This window comes from Bifidobacterium longum subsp. longum JCM 1217, assembly GCF_000196555.1.
In the GTDB taxonomy this organism is placed as follows: domain Bacteria; phylum Actinomycetota; class Actinomycetes; order Actinomycetales; family Bifidobacteriaceae; genus Bifidobacterium; species Bifidobacterium longum.
The window spans coordinates 269,960-288,993 of record NC_015067.1 but is presented as its reverse complement, the minus strand read 5'-3'; the positions used below and the strand labels follow the sequence as shown (position 1 = coordinate 288,993).

Here is a 19,034-nt window from a genome sequence, read left to right as displayed (position 1 = left end):
TGGAAAAAACAAAAAACCGGAATCTTTCGATTCCGGTTGTCTGTGCCCCCGCAGGGATTCGAACCCTGGACACGCTGATTAAGAGTCAGCTGCTCTAACCAACTGAGCTACAGGGGCTTGGTTAGATGTTGAAGTATTCCTTGCAACAGGTGATAAATATACTCAGATTTGAAGCGAATGCAACTCTCGGCGTGTCGCGCCTATTTCCGGCGTTTTTGCTAATACAAAAATCCCCCATGCGGCGCAAACCGCACGGGGGATGATGCTTAAGCTCAGACTCTTGGTCTGTGTGATTCCAGCACTAGGCCGGAATGACTCACTCGGCCACGACCTTCACGAAGAAGGAAGCGGTGATCTCCGGGTGGAGGGCCACCTTGGCGGGGAAATCGCCGGTGGTCTTGATGGTCTCGACCTCGATGGCCTTCGGGTTCACCGCAGCCTTGTCGGACAGAGCGACGGCGATGGCCTCGTTGGAGATACCACCGAACAGCTTGCCGGACTCGGACACCTTGGCGGCGATCTCGACGGTAGTGCCCTCGATGGCGGCCTTAGCGGCGACGGCGTCCTCGCGGGTAGCGACGGCCTTGGCCAGACGAGCGCGCTTCATAGCGACGATCTGAGCCTCAGCGCCCTTGGTCCACGCGAAAGCGAGGCCCTGCGGGAACAGGTAGTTGCGGGCGTAGCCGGACTTCACGTCGACAACGTCACCGGAATGGCCCAGGTTGGACACGGTCTTGGTGAGAATAACCTTGGTTTCAGCCATTGTTCAAAGCCTCCCTAACTCAGCGACCCGAGGTGGCGTACGGCAGCAGGGCCATCTCGCGGGCGTTCTTGATCGCCTTGGACAGCTCACGCTGCTCCTGCACGGTCACGCCGGTGATACGACGGGAACGGATCTTGCCGCGATCGGAAATGAACTTACGCAGCAGCGCAACGTCCTTGTAATCGATCTCGGTGACCTTGGCGGCCTTCAGCGGGTTCGGCTTCTTCTTGAACGGCTTGACCGGCGGTTGCGGCCTCTTACGTGACATGATGTTCTCCTTATAAATCTTGATATTGATTGCTGCTGGCAGCGGGGAGGCAAGTACTGATCAGAACTCCGGGTCGGAATCGTCGCCGCCGAAATCGGAGGAAGCGCCGAACGTGGAGAAGCTACCGGCATCAGATGCACCGGCATTACTCCACGGGTCGACCGCAGGAGCGGACGGGTTGGCGGGAGCGGCAGACTGCTGGGAGTATCCAGCGCCACCACCCTGATAGCCACCGTTGTAACCGCCCTGGCCACCGGCATAACCACCTTGGCCACCCTGGTTGCCATAGCCCTGATTGGGCTGCTGACCACCCTGGAAACCACCGGAACGACCCTGGAAGCCGCCCTGACCGGACGACTGGCGAGTCACCTGTGCGGTGGCGTAGCGCAGGGAGGGCCCGATTTCATCGAGCTGCATCTCCACGACGGTTCGCTGGGAACCATCCTGTGCCTGATAGGAACGCTGCTGGAGGCGACCGGTGGCAATCACGCGCATGCCCTTCTTCAGGGACTGGGCGCAGTGGTCGGCCAGATCACGCCAAGCGGAGCACCTCATGAACAGCGCCTGACCATCCTCGAACTGGTTGGTCTGACGATTCCAGGTTCGCGGGGTGGAAGCAATCGTGAAGCTCGCCACGGTCGCACCGCTGCCAATAGTGCGCAGCTCGGGGTCCGCAGTGAGGTTGCCCACGATGGTGATGACGGTTTCACCTGCCATAACGGTCCTTCTTACTTACCTTGAATACCAGCTGTTCAGCTGACTAAACGCTTGATTCAGCCCTTACGAAGAATCTTCGTACGGATCACGGATTCGTTGAGGTTCAGAACACGGTCAAGCTCATCGCTGGTAGCGGGCTCGGCGGTGTACTTCACCACGACGTAGTTGCCTTCGGTCTTACCGGCAATCTCATAGGCGAGCTTGCGACGGCCCCAGTAATCGGGCTCATCGAAAGAGCCGCCTTCCTTGGTGACGAGTTCCAGATACTGCTCGGTCAGCTTCTTCAGACCGCGCTCATCCAGCTCAGGATCGGCGATGAACATCAGTTCGTACTTGTGCGCAGACATCACCCACCTCCTTCGGACTATTCGGCCACGGACGTTCCGTGGCAGGAGTGTGTATGCGTGTTAGCCCATGACGCAGCACCAAACCGGCACCGCCTCTTCGGGCAACTTGGACAGTCTATATATGAGGCGGGACAGGGTATGCCCATATTCTTGCCGGTTTCGCGATGTCCACCGTTTTGGCCAAGCCCACGCAGCCCGCGGCTCCCATCACTCCCGGAGCGGCACCGGTAGCCGCACCTGGCGCGACCTCCACCACCATGAATGAGCAACAGAAGAAAATCTTCATCATCGTTGGTGCCGTGGCCGGCTTCCTCGTGCTGTTCGGTATCGTGTATGGCGTGCTGTCTTCCGCCGTGTTCAGCGCGAAGAGCGTTGCGAACAGCTATGTGGCCGCCATCTCCTCCGGCAACTACGACAAGGCCAACACCATCGCCGATCCTCACGTGAATACGAACCAGCGCGCACTGCTGACCAGCAAGGCATCCTCGGGCGAGAACACGCGCATCACCAACGCGCGCATCTCGCAGACCTCCAATAATGCCGATGGCACCGTGAGCGCCCAGCTGACGTACACGCTTGAAGGCAAGGAGGTCAACGGCAACTTCACCATCAAAGACAATAAGGTCAGTGTCGAGTTCTCCGAGTAATTTCGGCAATCTCAACACTCTTACGAAATAAGCACCCCGCCGTGGCGTTCGCTGCGGCGGGGTGCTTGTACACTGGTTAAGGCGTAAATCACACAGCGACTCAAACAAAGGATGCGAACGCATGTCGGCGATTCTTGAAGGCACTCCGGATAAACGACTCGTATTGGTCACGGGCCGCGCCTACCCCGAGCTAGCTGAGAAGGTGGCCGAATGTTTGGGAACCGAAATCCTCGAAACCACGTCCTATGACTTTGCCAATGGCGAGATGTACGTGCGTTTCACCGAACCGGTGCGTGGTGCGGACGTGTTCGTGCTGCAGTGTCATTCGGGCGATATCAACAAGTGGATCATGGAACAGCTCATCATGATCGACGCTTTGAAGCGCGCCTCCGCCAAGTCGATTACCGTGGTGGCGCCCTTCCTCGGCTACTCGCGCCAGGATAAGAAGCACCGCGGTCGTGAGCCCATCACCGCCCGTCTGATTTTCGATCTGTTCCACGCCGCCGGTGCAGACCGCATTATGACGGTCGATCTGCACGCCGCTCAGGAGCAGGGTTTCTTCGATGGTCCGGTCGATCATCTAACCGCCATGCCGGTGCTGCTCGATTACGTGCGTTCCACCCTTGATCTGGGCAACACCACCATCGTGTCCCCGGATGCCGGCCGTATCAAGGTGTCCGAACAGTGGGCCGCCAAGCTAGGCAATCTGCCGCTGGCATTCATCCACAAACAGCGTGATATTACTCGTCCGAACCATGCCGAGGCACATGGCATTATCGGCGATGTCGACGGCCGCGACTGCGTGGTCATCGACGACATGGTCGATACCGCCGGTACTATCTGCGAAGCCGTGCGCACCCTGAACGAATCCGGCGCCAAGTCGGTGACGCTGGTCGCCACCCATGGCCTGCTCTCCGGCCCGGCCGTGGAGCGCCTGTCTCACTGCGGCGCGCATGAAATCGTGTTTATGGACACCGTGCCGATTCCCGAAGAGAAGCGCCTGCCGAATATGACCGTACTGTCTTGCGCACCGCTGCTGGCCGCGGGTATTCGCTCCGTGTTCGAGGAAGGTTCCGTGGCGATTCTGCTCGACGGCCTGCCCGAGGACATGCGTCCGCGCAATATCTATGCGTGATTGATACGCCGAAAATCCTTACGAAAAAACGCCGCTTGGCTATTGATCAAGCGGCGTTTTTTCGTATAGCTCCAATCAGATGAAGGCGCGCTCGCCGAAGATGGCGGTGCCGACGCGCACGATGGTGGAGCCTTCTTCGATGGCGTAGGTCATGTCGTGGGTCATGCCCATGGACAGTTCGGTGCAGTCGGCCGTGCCTTCGGCACCGGAGGCAATAATCTGGTCGCGCGTGCGGCGCAGATGCGCGAAGCCCGCACGAATCGTGCGCTCATCATCCACATGGGCGCCAATGGTCATCAATCCCTGCAAGCGCAGTCCGCCCATCGCACCGATGCGCTGGGCCAAGTCGATGGCGTGGCTGGGCGCACAGCCGGACTTCGATTCCTCGCCGGATTCGTTCACCTCCAGCAACACGCCGACCGTGATGCCGCGCATGGTGGCACGGCGGGCGATCTTTTCCGCCAGTTCGATGGAATCCACGGATTCGATGGTGTCCACTACCGGCAGCACCTTGCCGATTTTATTGGCTTGCAATTGGCCGATGAGATGGAAAGGAATATGCGTTGCAGCTGCGGCATTGGCCGTGTCAGCCTCAGCGGCATCAATCACGCCTAGCGAATAACCACGCTCCCCCAGTCGTTTTGCCAGACCGTCAGCCTTGACAGTAATCTCCTGTGGACGATTCTCACCAATCACGCGAATACCAGCATCGATAGCCGCCAGAATCTCGCCGACATCGCGCGTCTTGGTGGCAGCCAGCAATTGGACCGAACCGGCAGCACGCCCGGCTGCGGACTCCGCTGAGGCAATCCGGTCAAGCACGCGATGCACACCATCAGTAATCTCTTGTGCGCGCGCCTGATCGATAACTTCGTTGGCGAGATCCTTATGGTCCATGTATGCCGTCATTGCTGCCCCTGTTCGTAGATTCCCCACCATCGTAGTCTCATACGCGCACATAATGCTTGTTATTGAACAAAAGTGAAGCCCCCGCTGTTCATGCGCGGGGGCTTGGTGATGCTAGGCCGAGCGAGTGGGACTAGCAGGTACCGGACTTGCGGCGCTTGAGGATGATTACACCCGCAACAGCAAGTACCACGGCGAGGATGCCAACACCAAGCACGGCTGCACCGGTGTCAGGTATCTTCTTGTGCTTGCCGGAGTCTGCATCACCCTTGTTCTGGTTGGAATCGTTGCCTTGGTTGGGCTTGTCCGTGCCGGAACCGGGCTTATCGCCACCCTGGCCAGGCTTCGTGGTGCTCTTCTCAACCAGACCCGCGATGGCATCGCTGATTGCCTCAGTCGCAGCCTGTACGTCAGACTGGGCGGCCTGACCATCACTCGTCAGCGCATTCGCCATAGCGACTGCCGAATCAAGCACGGCCAGCGATTCATCAGTCCACTTTGTGCGATCCACGGCAGCAGCGGCATCGAGCTGAGCGCTCAGCGCGGCACGATCTTGCACCGTAGCTACAAGCACCAGCTTCTTCGCTGCCTGCTTCAGCTGGGTTGCGGCATCCACCACCGCAGCTTCGGTGGCATCCTCAGCCTTATACACCTGCTGCGCCGAATCCAATACCGCCGCGTACTCCGCCCATGAAGTCTCGGTGTACTTGGAGGCATCGTCAGCCTTAGGCGAGTCAGCGAGCGCCTGCTTGAGCTCGGTCTTGTCGATCGGTGTGGGCTCAGGCGGCTCAGGCGTACTGTCGTCAATGGCATGAACCTGCCATTCGGCAACAGCCGGAGAAGCCGAGCCGGACGTGATAACCATACGCAACTTGGTAGTCTTGACCGGAGTGTTCCACGTGCCATCAGACCACCCCTTGGCATCGCCGGTGGCCCAGCCAGCAGACGGTGAATTGGCGGTCACAGTGTAGGTGGCGTCGGGAATATCCACGAAGTTGCCGGCACCGTTGTTCGCCAAGGCGTCCCAGTACTGCAATTCCCACGATGCCGGAATACCCAATCCGCCATCATCCGAGGTGAATTGCACGCGGCTAGAGTCGATAGTCACTTCACGGTCCCACTCGTAGTCGAGGCGCATCTCACCGGTGTTGGGCCAAGTGCCCCAGACATCCTCGTTGGCAATGGTGATATCGGGAATGATCTTGCCGTCGTTCAACGCGGCGGCACCCTTGACCCAGCCGGATGCCTTGCCGTCCACATCGGTGGCGGTGGCATCGCCCTCAATGTAGCCGGTCAGCGGCACGGAAGTGTCGGATGGAATGTCGGTTTTCGCCGAAGCGGACACGTTGCCGGCCTTATCGGTGGCGCGGTAGTACACGGTGGCGCGCGACGCGCTCGGTGCAGCAATCGGCTTGCTGTACGTGGCCCATTGACCGTCTGTGCCAATGCGGTATTCAATTGATGCGACACCGGAACCGGTGCCGTCATCAGCGGTCAAGGTCAGCGTGCGCTCCTCCTTATCGGCGGCGGCGGTCACGGTTGGCGCGGCGGAGTCCACCTTGCCGCCGGCCTTGGCCACGTCGGAAACGTTGCCGGCCTGATCGGTGGCGCGAGCCCACACTTCGACATCGCCCTGCTGGGAAAGCGTGGCAATGGCCGCGTTTGCATTCGCGTCGATGGTGGTCCAGCTCTTGCCTTGATCAGCGGAAATCTCCAGCTTGGCGATAGGTGCGGTGTCGTCCGTGGCCTGCACGGTGGCGAACGGAGCGGTGGTGAGCCACTCGCTATTGCCTGCGTTAGCAGTAACGGCAACGGTTACAGTCGGCTTCGTGGTATCAGCGGCAGGCTGGTAGCCGTCCTGCACGGTGACATTTACCGACACATTGCCCTGCTCGCTTGCCTCACCGGGCACGCCGGCGACCACGCCGTAGGCCGTAAACGAACCGACCTTGGCATACGAGGAAGCATCAACTGGACGCCAAATTACTGGGGAGGCAACGGTTGGGTTCCCGTACTTCACATCCACTGTGGCCGGCAGAGTAGGCGCAGTACCGGTGGCGGTGGTCACGCTCTTCGGCGCAGTGATTGCCGGCGATTCGCTGGAGTCGGAGCCGACTTCCCATTCAGCAACGGCCACGGAGGCATAGCCGCCATCCACAGCTTGACCGGTCATGTCGAGCTTTAAGGCAGTAGTGGTCACCGCATCGAAGGTGACGGCGTTGGGGTTGGCCTTGCCTGTGGTCGTTGTATAGGCACTCGGGTTGGTGACATCCTTCCATGTGCCGTCCGCGTCCAAGTACTGAATCTTCCACGAGGCGGGCGCGCGCAGAGCGTTGGAATCCACGTCGAACCAAACCTTAGACGAGTTGACGCGCACAGTGCCATCCCATTGGTAGACCAGAGAATCGCCGGACTGCGATTGCGGGATAGAACGGTAGTTGGTCCAGTGATTCGGCGGGACCACAGCGGTTTGCAACACACGGCCGTCGTTCACCGAACCCTTCCAAGCAGGCGTTTCAGTGAACGTGGCGCTCACCTTTGCGTACGGAGCCACGTTGGTGGAGGGCTGCGTTTTCTCGGCCTTGGTTGGATGGGCGGTGGAAACCATCTGGCCGTCGGCGGTCCAATCGACTTCATCAATGCACACGGCACGGCGGAAATCGGTGCCGCCTTCCTTGTCGCCGGTGTGATAGGTCACATACCATTTGTCGCCGAACTGGAGCACCGAGGGGTGCATCGTGGTGGCCGAGCCAGAAGGCACGATTACGCCTTGGTACTTCCATGGGCCGAGCGGGCTGTCGGAAGTGGAGTACTGGATGCAAGCTTGATAGTTCGATTCCACGCAGGTGGCCGTGCCCGAACCGGGCTTACCGCCGTCGTACACGTTGTAATAGGTATCGCCCTTACGGAACACCCACGCCGCCTCGAAGAATCCCTTCGGGCCGTTCGCGTTGCTGTCCGCGTCCTTCATGGTGTGGAGGTTCGGCGTGGTGCCATCAGCCTTGGTTTCCACCTCGGTGTATGAGGTGCGGCCGGTTGTGGCGTCCTTCTTCATCTTGATGGCGAGCTGAGTGCCGAACGTACCAAAGTGCAAATATCCGGTGCCATCCTCGTCCACAAAGAATGCCGGATCGATGGTTTCAATCTGGGTTTGCGATGTGGTGAGCAGCGGCTTGCCGATGGCATCCTTCCACGGGCCGAGCGGACTCTTCGACTTGGCCACGCCGATGGCGAACGGGTCCTGTCCAGCCGCCTCAGAAGCCTTGTCCTTCACCGGCACGTAGTAGTAGAACCAATCATCGGAAGTGTCGCTCGGGGTGCCGTTATCGTCGGCTACGACTTGGCCGGCGTACGCGCCATCGCCGGTGGCCCAGCTGAACAGGCCTGCCTTGGCGATGGTCTTGTAATGTGTCCATTTGCCTTGATTCAGGCCGTCTTCATCGGTGACGTATACGCCCCAGTCCTTCATGTTGAAGGAGCCGTAGTCGGGCGAAGCCTCATCGTGACCGGTGAAGACGAAGAGTTTGCCGTCATAGCTCAGCGCGGATGCATCTGCAGAGTAGTAGTTCTGCGAAAGATCGTTCGGGGTGTCAATACCCTCGTTCTGCCCGATGGGGTTGCGCATGTAGCTGGGCAGTGCGCTATTGTCGATTTGGGTGACGGTGACATCAGGATTGTTATACGGCAGTTCGTTATACGCGTGACCGGCAACGCTGGGCGCGTTGTCAGCGGTGGCTGAATCGGCGGCCATTGCGGTCGGCGCAAGGGCAAGGCCTGACAGCAATGTCGCTGCGGCGACGAGTCCACCGGCCACCGCGCGAACCGATTGCGCGGATACATGGAAACTCATAGTGCTCCTCATTGAGTGAGTGAAAAGAGTAATGATGGGTAGAAGGAAAAGGCTAGAGCCCCCTCTGTGAGGGGGCTCACTCGGCAGAATGACTCCGTTGCGGGTCAGGCCGAGTGGCGAGCCGAACCGTGGTCGCCGGACTGGCGACGCTTCAGGATGGTCACGCCTGCGGCGGTGAGCAGCACGGCAGCCGCAGCAACTACGGAAACCGCGGCACCAGTCGGAGGCACACGATCACCCTTGTTGTCCTTATCATCCTTATCAGTGTCGGTCACACCAGGCTGCTGGGAGCCGGGCTTCTGCTCAACCTTGGTGGCCCAAAATGCCTTGTCAAGGGCATCCTGTGCGGCATCGACATCGGCCTGCTTGGCATCCTTGTCGTCGTACACCTTCTGAGCGGCGGCAATCTGGCTCTGCAGAGCCTGCCATGCCTCCTCGGTGTACTTCGACTTGTCAGCCTTCTTGGCCTGCTCGATGGAAGCCTCGAGGGACTCCTTCTTCACCGTTTCGGCGGCGGGCTTCTCTTCCAAGGCCTTGACGGCCTTGTTCAGCGAAGCGGACGCTTCCTGGACGGCGGCCTGAGTGACCTCACCGACCTCACCGACCTTGAGCACACCTTCCGCAGCCTCGATGGCCTTGTTCAAGGCCTCGACACTCTTATCCGTGTACTTGCCGGAAGCGGCCTCGGCTTTGGCCGCATCGATGGCCGCCTGCAACGTGGACTTCTCCACGTCGGTGGCGAGCGCAACGAGTGCCTTCTGGCCGTCCTCGAGCTTGGTCACCTGCTCGGCGACCTGTTCTGCGGTGGCGTTGGCATCGTCGTACACAGCCTGGGCAGCGTCAATGATTTGCTGGAACTCAGCCCATGAAGCGGCGGTGTAGCGGCTTGCATCGAGGCCGTTGGCTGTGTCAAGAGCCGACTCGAGCGCGGTCTTGTCGACCGGGGTAGGTTCAGGCTCGGTGCCGTCAATACCATGCACGCCCCACTCGGCCACGGCGGCCCCGAAGGTGCTGCTGCCGGTGTACGGAGTGAGCACGAGTCGCAGCGACTTGGTGGTGACCGGCTTGAAGGTCACAGCGCTCCAACCCTTGGCATCGGTATCCGCACGAGAAGCCGGCGAATTACGCACGACGGTGTAATCCTCGGTGGGCTCGACGTCCTTCCAAGAACCATCCTCGGCGAGGTACTGAATCTTCCAAGCGTCCGGGACTTCCAGACCACCCTTCGAATCGTCAGTCTCAGCGAAGTTGGCCCAGAACTGGGCGCGGCTCTGGTCAATGGTCACGGACTGACCGAAGTCGTACTGGGCGTACATGCCGTCCTTTGCCTTGCCCCAAGAACCCCAGACCTTGTCGTTGACGTTCTGATCATCCGTGGTCGGCCAAGTATCATCGACGACTACGCCGTCGTTGAGCTTGCCTTCGGCCGGTGACCAGGTCGCCTCGGAATCAGGCGAAATGGTGGTCCTGGTCGCCTTGCCTTCAATCCAACCGACCAACGGCTCAGGCTCAGGCTCCGGAGTGGAGGAACCGTTCGGGTCGGCAACCACGTGGACAGTGAGCTTGGCAGCTGCGGAAGATGAACCGTCGTCGACGGTACCAGCCACCTCGTAGTCACCAACCTTGGTCAGGTCGATGGCCTTGATGTCGGCATCCTTCCACGTGACCTTGCGGTCGTCGTTGTATCCGTTCGGGAACTTCACCGGAACCGTGGCGGGCAGGTCGATGGACTTGGCGTTCTGGTAGACGGTCTGCTCAACCGGCTGCGCATTACCCACGGTCTGCGATGCGGTATCGGAACGAGCCGCGATGTGTGCAACCGTACCGTTCAGCGCACCGGCGACGGTGCCCTTGACATCGAATACGGCATCGGCGGCCAGCTGAGCGTCGGTCACCTTACCCCACGTGACGGCGAGGTCACGGCGAGAACCGTCGGTGTATACGGCGCTCACGGTGGATGGCAGCTTCAGATCATCAGCCTTGGAACCGGTCTGCACCAGTCGGTTGACTTCGTCCACGCTCACCGGCTCGATGGCGTACGCCTCGAACTCGGAAGCACCCACGATGGCGCCCTTCGGGAAGACCACGCGCAGCTTGTCGGTTTCGACGGCGTCGGCGAACTTCACTTCGTTGCCTTCGTTCCGGTTGACCGTGTAGGACTGGCCGTCAGCCAGTTTCACATCCTGCCAGTTACCGTCAGCGTCAGCGTACTGGAGCTTCCAAGATGAGACCATCGGCACGCCACCGCCATCGGTCCAGAAGAAGACCTTGGCCTTCTTCAGCGGCACCTTGCCGGCCCACTTCAGTTGCAGCCACGGCTCCACACCAGTGGAGTCGCCCCAGTTGTTCCAGGTCTCGTTCGGCGTGTTGGCGTATACCACCTGACCGTCGATGACCTTCTTGGCGTTGTCCTTCGGCTGGTAGCCGTTGGTGTAGCTGGCAGAGGCGCTCGACTGCGGGGCTACGTTCACGGTACCGTCAGAGGGGATGCCGTGAACGGTGATTTCCTTGGAGCCTTCCTTCTCGCCATCGGAAGCGGTGAGCTTCAGGACGTAGTCACCCTCCTTGTTGAAGGTGACGGTGGTGCTGGCAGCGGAGGCGTCCACGAACTTCGCAGTACCGCCTTCCGGACCGGAGACCTGGGACCATGTGGTGGTGACGTCGCCTTCTGCGGGCAGACCGTCATCCTTCACCGTACCGACGAGCTTGGCACCAGATGAGGTGCTGGAAGACACGTAAGCATCCACCTGCGGAGTCTGGTTCTCGGAAGTGCCGTCAGCCTTGATACCGGTGTTGTAGGCTTCGATCTCCTTGACACCGACGGCCATGCCGGCCTGCGGCGTGAAGGTGACGCGGATGGTCGTGGTCTCCACCGGAGTGAACTGGATACGGTTGTAGTTCGCGCCCGCGTAGTTCGGGGTGCGCACCTGATCCGCAATCGGGGCCCATGTGCCGTCATCCTTCTGGTACTCCAACTTGTAGTTGGCGGGCTCGGCATAGCCGGAGATGGTCTGGCTGGACGAGCTCTGGTAGAAGTACAAGCGGATGTCGTCGATCTTCTGCTTGCCGTCCTTGAACTTGATATTGAGCGTGTCGGTCTTGTTCTCAGAGCCCTTGGTACCCCAGAACGATTCCATCACGGTCTTGCCGTCCACCGCGTTCTTGGCCGGGTAGTTGGTGTCCTTCTCGGCGTAGGTGGTACCGGTCACGTCCGCGTCCTTGGCCACGTTCGTGGTGGACTTGGAGGCGGAGTCGACGTTGGTGCCGGACTTGGCGAACAGGTCGGTCACGCGCTGATCGGCATTGAAGGTAACCTGATTGGCGGCCTTCACGTTCTTGACGGCTTCGGCGCCGACGGTAACCTGGGCACTGGAATCGTCCTTGACCTCGACCGTTCCCGCAGCCGGGTCATAGATGAGGTGCGCCAGCTTGTCGGAGGTGAAGGCGAGCTTGCCGCCCACGTACAGGCTGTAGCCAGCAGGACCACCGTAGTGGCTGCCGTCCTTGTCCCATACGATGGAGACATCCTGATCGTGGTAGCGCAGGTTGTTTACCGTGAAGTAGTTCCAACCGGGGATTTCGATCGGGTTTAGCTCAATCTTGTTGTCCTCGCGCGGCACCATACCGGCTACGTCCTCGACCATCGTCCAGTTCGTGGTGCCGAGCTGGGTGTGGTGGATCCAGGAGCGGTAGGTGATCTTGCCGCCGTTCTGTGCGGCGTCAAGGTTCTTGTCGAGGTTGTTGATCACGCCGTCACCGTTTACATCGCCGACGTTGTTGTTGTCCTCGTTCCAGAACTCGTTTTGATCAGGGTAGTTGTTATCGCCGCCCTGGTAGTGCGCGAACGCCACCCAGTACAGCAGCTTCTTGAACTGCTCATTGGTGATGTAGCCATTCTTGGCTGCATCGTAATTGCGGATGCCGGCTGAATAGACCTGCAGCAGCGGCTGTGCGTTGATAATGGAGAAGTTGTTGGAACCGGGGAAGTTCAGCGCCGCCTTGTCCGCCTGGTTGGCGGTGAAGAACGGGAAGATCGGGAACTCGTTGGAATCCTCGAACAGGCGCAGAGCCTTGTTGTAATCTTCGTTGCCGGTAGGCATCAGGCCTTCGGAGTACGGGTAGTAGTTATTGATCTCCTTGTACTTGGCGAAAGCACCGTCGTTCAGCCACTTGTGCTTGAGCAGGTTGTCGGACTTGTCCCACAGTTCAGTGGTGACTTCTTTCTGGATCTTGTCGGCGATGGCCTGCATCTTCTCGGCGTTGGCGGTATCGCCAGCAGCCTTGTATGCCTGAGCAGCCGCGTTAGCGTTGGCCCACATATTGGCGGAACCATCGGCGCGATCCATGCGCTGGCCGGAGCGACCCGGCTCAGAGAAGGAAACGGCGTCGGCATCGTTACCGGTCATCGACCACCAGGACCAGTCAATCAAGCTGTTGTCATTGTTGTTCTGGTTGTCGTTGTTGTCCGGCTCGCTCTTGGAAGCGAGTAGACCTTGCACGTCCTCGGCACCCTGGTCGGCCAGCTCCTCGGCCACGGTGGACGGACCGCCGTGCACCTTGTAGGAGTCCCAGCCGGCGCGCGTGATGTACTGCGTGTAGCTATGGTTCCAGTTGGCCGGGTCGCCCGGATTGTCGTGGTAGTAGTAATAGCCCGCCTTGCTCTTCTTGGCGGTATCGCCGGCGGAAAGCCAGGTGCCGTAGGAGTACTCGGGGTTGCGGAACCACTTGGTGTCCATCATGAACATGCCGGAGGTGAGCACGATTTGGTTGTTGTAGCCGAGCACACCCTCGATGGAGGTCGGGTACTGGAAGGTGTTGCCAGGCATGTTGGCGTCGAGCATGTTGAAACGGCTCAGCCACCAGCGGTAGACCACGGTCTTATCGATATTGTCTTCCGGAGTGTCCACGTAGGGAGCGTTATCGACCCACCACTTGTTGTAGGTGGTCACGGAATCCTTGTAGGAGGCGGCAGCATCCTTAAGGTCGCCGGTGTAACGGGCCTCATATTCCTTGGTGGAGTCAGGCAGTTCGTTGGCGATCAGGCCGAGCTGAATCTTGACGGTCTGCGGTTCGTTGGCCTTGAGGCTCAACGTGCTGGTGAGTTTGCCACCGCTGACGATCCAGTTGGAACCGTCCTGGTTGTTGGCGGAGAAGCGCGGATAGATGGTCGTCAGGTTGTTCTTGACGTTCACGCGGCCAGTAAGTTCGGTGGCACCATCAGCACCCTCGGCGGCGAACGGCGAGGCCGTGGTCAGTGTGACATCGCGGTCCTGCGTGCTTTCCACGGTGAGGTTCGCAACCATCACGTTGTTGTAGGTGATGTACTTGACTTCCTTGATCTTGAGGCTCTTGCCACCGGTCTGGAACAGGGAGGTGAAGTAGCTCGGCGTCTGCTTGCGCTGGGAGGCGTCTTCGTTAAGGGTCTGGTTTGATCCATCAGCGTTTACGGTAACGGTGAAGCCGCTCCTGCTGGTCTGGTCCCAGTAGGCGGTATCACCCACAAAACCGAGCTGATTAGGCGTGTGCGTGTACATGTAGGCGGCGCGACCACGGGTGAACAGGTAGTTGTTGCCGTCGGAGCCTTCATACGAGTAAGCACCCTTGTCGTTCGTGCCTTTACCAGTTGGCTGTGCACCAGTACGGGTGAGAATCTTATCGATCCAGAAGTCATGGTCGGTGTCGATGCCGGCCAGGTTCTTCACGTCGTTATCGAATGTCTCCTGCAGATAGCTGACGGCAGGGTTATATGTGGTGTTGTTCGCCGCCGTCTTCATCGGATCATCAGATCCCTTGAACGACGGATATGCCACATCCGCATTCTTGATGACGGGCGCATCGGCTGCCTGCGCGGTGACTGCACCGCCGGTGGCCAGTGTGGCGACCGCTGCAACCGCGCCGATTGACGCAAGCCACCGCTTTCGTGTTGAGTGATGCATTCCTGCTTGGACCTCTCCGCCCCGGTCTTTCGCGTCTTCGCTCAGGCTACGTCGCATCTATGCGACCAGGACTTCTTCTGTGGATGCTGGGCCGCAGAGCCCGTTCTCCGTCAGTTTCCTTTATTGGCTATTGGGTTCACCGGAATGAGTATCTTCAGTGAATCTGGTGTGATATCCGCCATGGATATCACGGTTGGAGCAATTCACCGAAGCTGATTCCACATCATAACCGAGCGAATACGGTTTCGCAACTTTCCCTCAGCGATATCAACCATCTTACACAACAAAAACCCGGCAATTTCTCAGTTTTCGCATTTACTTTCGCATTAGAGCATTGCTGCGTTTCGCCGTGTCGCAGTACCTACGGCGCGCCGATTCAGCCTCGCTGAATCAGGAACCAACAGGCTCCCGCTGGCGGGAGCTGGCTCGCAAAGCGAGACTGAGGGTGGCTTACACGGTACCGCTTATGACCACCCTCAGTCGACTCCGCCGACAGCTCTCACAGCAGGAGCATATAATTAAAAAATAATCTCCTGCACGGGTATTACCCCGCACAGGAGACCTCATTCCCCGGATGTGTTTTCGGCTCCAATCGATACTGACATCCGGCCTATGCCGTCATCGACTTATTACAGACGATGGCGGCATAAGTATTTTTTTGCCGGCCAGTTGCGCGCAGGCCGGCATATCGCCGATATTTATCGACGCTGGAAGACACGCATCTCGCCTATCTCGCGGTTGGCCCACGAGTAGTACGGCACCAAGCGCAGCGTCGCGGGTTCGCCCGCACGCGGTTCGTCGGCATCCACGTACAGCGGCGCGTCATCCTCGTCGGCGTGCTCGCGCACTGCCGGCAAATCAACGGTATCGACTCCACCCAGCAAGTCGGCCTGGAAAGCCACAGCGGCATCCGCACCGGTGACGCCATCGGCCAGACGATAGTTCCACAAATCACCGGGATTATCGACCTGTTCGGCGCAGTAGACCAGCGGACCGCGCATAACGGCCACCTGGCCGGCGTCGGAGCGCACGCGGGAGTTGGCGCGCACGAACTTGACGGACATGTCGAGCTCGAGCGCAATCTCCAACGTATCGCCGGCGTTGACCACAAGGTATACGAAGCCGTCTTCCAGTGAGCCCACTGCGGGCTTGCCGTTCACGGTCAGCGTGTAGGAGCCCCGCGACCAGCCGGGGATGCGCAGTCCGAAACGGACCGAGCTGTCAGTGGCGCTGGCGGGCAGGCTCACCGTGTATTCCACATGGCCATCCCACGGGAAGTTCGAACGCTGCTCGACCGTCAGGCCGGAAGCGAATTCGGCTGTGTTGGCGATGAACTGGTGGCTCAGCACGGTCTTGCCGCCGTCGCGCTCGGTGTAGATGTAGCGGTCCACGGAGGCGATGAGTCGGGCGATGTTGGCCGGGCAGCAGGCGCAGCCGAACCAGTCGACGCGGTGGGAGAGCACGTGGTGGCGGTCCGGGTTATCCAGTCCGTCAGGCGTGGTCTCCAGTGCATTGACGTAGTAGTACTGCTTGCCGTCGAGCGAGATGCCGGCAATGGAACCGTTGAACAGTTCCTTCTCCAGCACGTCGGCGTATTCGCCCTTGGGCTCGAGGTCGAGCATCTGCTGGGCGAACATGCTCATAGCCACGGAAGCACAGGTCTCACCGTACATCGTGTCGTTCGGCAGATCATAGTCGTAGGTGAACGACTCGCCCACGTGGGTGGAACCAATCGCGCCGGTGACATACATGCGACGGGTGACGATGTTCTTCCAGAAACGCTTGGCAGTGTCGATCAGCCCCTGATCGCCGAGCAGTCGGCCCACATGGGCCACACCAGTGCACAGGTAGCCGACGCGCACGGCGTGGCCATCCGCGGTCTGCTGGTCGCGCACAGGTTCGGCGGCCTGGAAGTAGGTGGGCTTGTAGAAGCCGAGATCATGGAAGATGTTGTCGCCGTTCATCGCCTTGAGCTGCTTGGCGTAGAACTGCGGATCCTGACCGCGCACGTCGATGAGATACTGGGAAAGCGTCAGATAACGCTTCTCACCGGTCTCTTCATACAGCTTGGCGAGGGCGAGCTCGATCTCAGGATGACCATCGGCGCCGTGGATCTTGCCTTCTTCGGGGCCGAAGTTGGCATCCAGGCAGTCGGCCATCTTCTTGGCGACTTCAAGGGCCTGCTCGTTGCCGGTCACCTGATGGTAGGCGACGGCGGCCTCGATGTAGTGACCCATCACATACATCTCGTGGCTCTGCTGAATCAGGCTGAAGCGCGGGCGGTCGGCCCATACGCCGGACTTGATCTGGTACGGAGTGTCCAAATAGCCGTCCGACTGCTGAGCGCGGGCGATGAGATCGACCGTGCGGTCGCACAGCGCCTTGAGCTCGGGATCCGGGTGGTATGCCAATGCGTAGGCGGCTTCCTCAAGCCACTTGTAGACGTCGGAATCCTGGAACACCATGCCGTGGAATTCGTCGTCCAATTCGCCGGCGGCAACCTTCAGGTTGGCAACCGCATGGCTTTTGCTGTCAGCCAGCTGGTTGCCGGCCGGGTCGTCGGGCACCGTGGTGTCGATCTCGTCGTTCATCACGCCCCACTGGTAGGGGATGACGGATTCGACAATCTGGTCGCGACGCCGCTTCCAGAACGGGGAAGTGATTGTAACGTTCATGATCAGCCCTTCACGGCTCCAGCCATAAAGCCCTTGACGTAGTACTTCTGGAGTGCGAGGAACAGGATGGCGCAGGGAATCAGCAGGATCACGACGCCGGCCTCGGTGGCACCGTAATCGATGACGCCCATGGTCTGCTGACGCATGTTCACCATCGCCAGCGGCAGCGTGGACTTGGACGAAGAGCTCAAGTACAGCGGAATCATGAAGTTGTTCCATGCCTCGAGGAAGGCGAGCAGGCCAACCGTAACCATCGAAGGCTTGACCACCGGCACCAGAATCTTGAACAAGGCCTGGAGGCTGTTGCAGCCGTCGACCATGGCGGCCTCCTCCATGTCCTTGGGGATCGCGTCGAACGCGTTGCGCATGATGAACGTGCTCATAGGCAGCTGGAACAGGGTGATGACCAGGCCCACGCCCAGCAGGCTGTCGTTCAGGCCGATCTGCTTGTACCAGACCATCAGCGGGATCAGCAGCGAGGCGTACGGTACCATCAGGATCGACAGGGTGACCATGAAGCCGAGGTTGCGGCCCGGGTAGTCGAAGCGGGAGAACGAGTAGCCGGCCAGCGTACAGACGACCACGGAGAACACGACCGCGACCAGAGTCACGATTACCGAGTTGAACAGGTACTTGGGCAGACCTTCCTGATAACCGAACAGGGTCAGGTAGTTGGCCACGCCCCAGCCCTTGGACTGGGCCGAACCGGCCTGCGGGCTGAACGAGCAGATGATGACCCAGACCAGCGGGCTGATGAAGATGATGGCCAGCAGGGCCTCGAGGATCCGGGCGATGATACGCTTCCACAATGGGGTAGTCATAATGTGTTACCTCCCCTTTCTCACTTGGTGTTGTCGCGCATGCCGCGCATCTGGATGGAGTTGATGATGACCAGGGCCACCAGCACGATCAGCGAGAGCGCCGCGGCCATACCCAGATCCTTCTTGGAATCGAAGGCGAAGTTGTAGATGAGCTGCACCACGGTCATGGTGGAGTTGTTCGGACCACCCTTGGTCAGAATGAAGAACTGATCGAACGCGAGGATCGAGCCGGTCACGCAGTAGACCAGGCACATCACGATGGTCGGCTTCATCAGCGGCAGGGTGATGGAGCGGAAGATACGCCAGGAACCGGCGCCGTCCATGCGGGCCGCCTCGTACAGATCACCGGGGATGGCCTGCAGACCGATCATCATCAGCAGCATGTAGTAGCCCGAGAAACGCCAGACAATCACGATAATCGTGGCCCACAGGGCCGACTGGCCAGTGGCCAGCACCGAACCACCCTCCTGCATCAGGCCCAACGAGCTCAGAATCTTGGTGACAGGGCCCACCTGCGGGGAATACAGGGCGTAGAACAGCAGGGACGCGGACGCCAGGCCCGTCGCGGACGGCAGCAGGAAGCAGGTACGCAGCACGTTGTTCCACTTCGAGCTCTCCTGCACGATCATGGCCATGCCCAGGCCAAGGACCAACAGGAAGATCGTGACGATCACGGTGTACTCGAGCGTGAACCAAATCGAGGGCCAGAACAATTTGTTCTCGAACACCTTGACGAAGTTGTCCGGGAAGTTCACGCCGCGGTTGCCACCCAGCAGGCTCCAACGAGAGCAGGCCATGACGACCAGTAGAACAATCGGCACGAAGAACAGGACGATAATCATCAGCCAGTCCGGAAGTGCGTACAGCAGACCTCGCCTGGTCTGCGCCGCCTTCGCCTTGGACTTATGCACGGGCACAGCCCCGGCGCTCTTGGAAACACTCGACATGTTTCTCTCTCCTTTGGGAAAT

The 19,034-nt window shown here is 59.7% G+C and carries 12 protein-coding genes and 1 tRNA gene; 2 read left to right on the top strand and 11 right to left on the bottom strand.

Annotation, left to right across the window (positions count from 1 at the left end):
* Positions 1-43 precede the first annotated feature (43 nt).
* From BLLJ_RS01140 to rpsF, 5 genes are all read right to left on the bottom strand, one after another.
* Positions 44-117: transfer RNA gene (locus BLLJ_RS01140), tRNA-Lys, on the bottom strand.
* 199 nt (positions 118-316) lie between these two features.
* A complete protein-coding gene (rplI, locus tag BLLJ_RS01135; protein WP_007051544.1) occupies positions 317-763 on the bottom strand; it encodes a 50S ribosomal protein L9 in 447 nt (148 codons plus the stop codon).
* A 19-nt stretch (positions 764-782) separates the two neighbouring features.
* Positions 783-1,031: a 30S ribosomal protein S18 gene (gene rpsR / locus BLLJ_RS01130; protein ID WP_007051545.1), complete on the bottom strand. Its 249-nt coding sequence runs from the start codon at positions 1,029-1,031 to the stop codon at positions 783-785.
* Positions 1,032-1,091: 60 nt separating this feature from the next.
* Positions 1,092-1,748: a single-stranded DNA-binding protein gene (locus BLLJ_RS01125; protein WP_007057715.1), complete on the bottom strand. Its 657-nt coding sequence runs from the start codon at positions 1,746-1,748 to the stop codon at positions 1,092-1,094.
* 56 nt (positions 1,749-1,804) lie between these two features.
* Positions 1,805-2,095 carry a 30S ribosomal protein S6 gene (gene rpsF, locus BLLJ_RS01120; protein ID WP_003828111.1) on the bottom strand — a complete coding sequence of 97 codons (291 nt, stop codon included), beginning with the start codon at positions 2,093-2,095 and terminating at the stop codon, positions 1,805-1,807.
* A 164-nt stretch (positions 2,096-2,259) separates the two neighbouring features.
* Here rpsF and BLLJ_RS11090 point away from each other — a divergent pair, with 164 nt between their 5' ends.
* Together BLLJ_RS11090 and BLLJ_RS01110 are read left to right on the top strand one after the other, a co-directional pair.
* Positions 2,260-2,742 carry a hypothetical protein gene (locus tag BLLJ_RS11090; RefSeq protein WP_007051547.1) on the top strand — a complete coding sequence of 161 codons (483 nt, stop codon included), beginning with the start codon at positions 2,260-2,262 and terminating at the stop codon, positions 2,740-2,742.
* Between the two features lie 121 nt (positions 2,743-2,863).
* Positions 2,864-3,877: a ribose-phosphate diphosphokinase gene (locus BLLJ_RS01110; protein WP_007056506.1), complete on the top strand. Its 1,014-nt coding sequence runs from the start codon at positions 2,864-2,866 to the stop codon at positions 3,875-3,877.
* A gap of 75 nt (positions 3,878-3,952) precedes the next feature.
* On the opposite strand, the gene BLLJ_RS01105 is transcribed toward BLLJ_RS01110, so the two are convergent.
* The 6 genes from BLLJ_RS01105 to BLLJ_RS01080 all read right to left on the bottom strand — a co-directional run bounded on the left by BLLJ_RS01105 (position 3,953) and on the right by BLLJ_RS01080 (position 19,012).
* On the bottom strand, positions 3,953-4,786 hold the full coding sequence (locus BLLJ_RS01105; RefSeq protein WP_013582354.1) for a YggS family pyridoxal phosphate-dependent enzyme: 834 nt from the start codon (positions 4,784-4,786) through the stop codon (positions 3,953-3,955).
* A gap of 130 nt (positions 4,787-4,916) precedes the next feature.
* On the bottom strand, positions 4,917-8,633 hold the full coding sequence (locus tag BLLJ_RS01100) for an OmpL47-type beta-barrel domain-containing protein (protein ID WP_013582353.1): 3,717 nt from the start codon (positions 8,631-8,633) through the stop codon (positions 4,917-4,919).
* A 104-nt stretch (positions 8,634-8,737) separates the two neighbouring features.
* Complete coding sequence (gene hypBA2, locus BLLJ_RS01095; protein WP_013582352.1) at positions 8,738-14,569, bottom strand: beta-L-arabinobiosidase HypBA2; 5,832 nt, start codon at positions 14,567-14,569, stop codon at positions 8,738-8,740.
* 698 nt (positions 14,570-15,267) lie between these two features.
* Positions 15,268-17,244 carry a beta-L-arabinofuranosidase gene (gene hypBA1, locus BLLJ_RS01090; RefSeq protein ID WP_013582351.1) on the bottom strand — a complete coding sequence of 659 codons (1,977 nt, stop codon included), beginning with the start codon at positions 17,242-17,244 and terminating at the stop codon, positions 15,268-15,270.
* A gap of 2 nt (positions 17,245-17,246) precedes the next feature.
* Complete coding sequence (locus BLLJ_RS01085) at positions 17,247-18,065, bottom strand: carbohydrate ABC transporter permease (protein ID WP_007051554.1); 819 nt, start codon at positions 18,063-18,065, stop codon at positions 17,247-17,249.
* Between the two features lie 20 nt (positions 18,066-18,085).
* Positions 18,086-19,012: a carbohydrate ABC transporter permease gene (locus BLLJ_RS01080; RefSeq protein ID WP_007054735.1), complete on the bottom strand. Its 927-nt coding sequence runs from the start codon at positions 19,010-19,012 to the stop codon at positions 18,086-18,088.
* Positions 19,013-19,034 lie beyond the last annotated feature (22 nt).

Bases quoted from the DNA above. Each gene is read 5' to 3' on its own strand.
- rpsF (WP_003828111.1), bottom strand. From the start codon at position 2,095: ATGTCTGCGCACAAGTACGAACTGATGTTCATCGCCGATCCTGAGCTG.
- BLLJ_RS01100 (WP_013582353.1), bottom strand. From the start codon at position 8,633: ATGAGTTTCCATGTATCCGCGCAATCGGTTCGCGCGGTGGCCGGTGGA.
- hypBA2 (WP_013582352.1), bottom strand. From the start codon at position 14,569: ATGCATCACTCAACACGAAAGCGGTGGCTTGCGTCAATCGGCGCGGTT.
- BLLJ_RS01085 (WP_007051554.1), bottom strand. From the start codon at position 18,065: ATGACTACCCCATTGTGGAAGCGTATCATCGCCCGGATCCTCGAGGCC.
- rpsR (WP_007051545.1), bottom strand. From the start codon at position 1,031: ATGTCACGTAAGAGGCCGCAACCGCCGGTCAAGCCGTTCAAGAAGAAG.
- hypBA1 (WP_013582351.1), bottom strand. From the start codon at position 17,244: ATGAACGTTACAATCACTTCCCCGTTCTGGAAGCGGCGTCGCGACCAG.
- BLLJ_RS01125 (WP_007057715.1), bottom strand. From the start codon at position 1,748: ATGGCAGGTGAAACCGTCATCACCATCGTGGGCAACCTCACTGCGGAC.
- BLLJ_RS01105 (WP_013582354.1), bottom strand. From the start codon at position 4,786: ATGACGGCATACATGGACCATAAGGATCTCGCCAACGAAGTTATCGAT.
- BLLJ_RS11090 (WP_007051547.1), top strand. From the start codon at position 2,260: ATGTCCACCGTTTTGGCCAAGCCCACGCAGCCCGCGGCTCCCATCACT.
- BLLJ_RS01080 (WP_007054735.1), bottom strand. From the start codon at position 19,012: ATGTCGAGTGTTTCCAAGAGCGCCGGGGCTGTGCCCGTGCATAAGTCC.
- rplI (WP_007051544.1), bottom strand. From the start codon at position 763: ATGGCTGAAACCAAGGTTATTCTCACCAAGACCGTGTCCAACCTGGGC.
- BLLJ_RS01110 (WP_007056506.1), top strand. From the start codon at position 2,864: ATGTCGGCGATTCTTGAAGGCACTCCGGATAAACGACTCGTATTGGTC.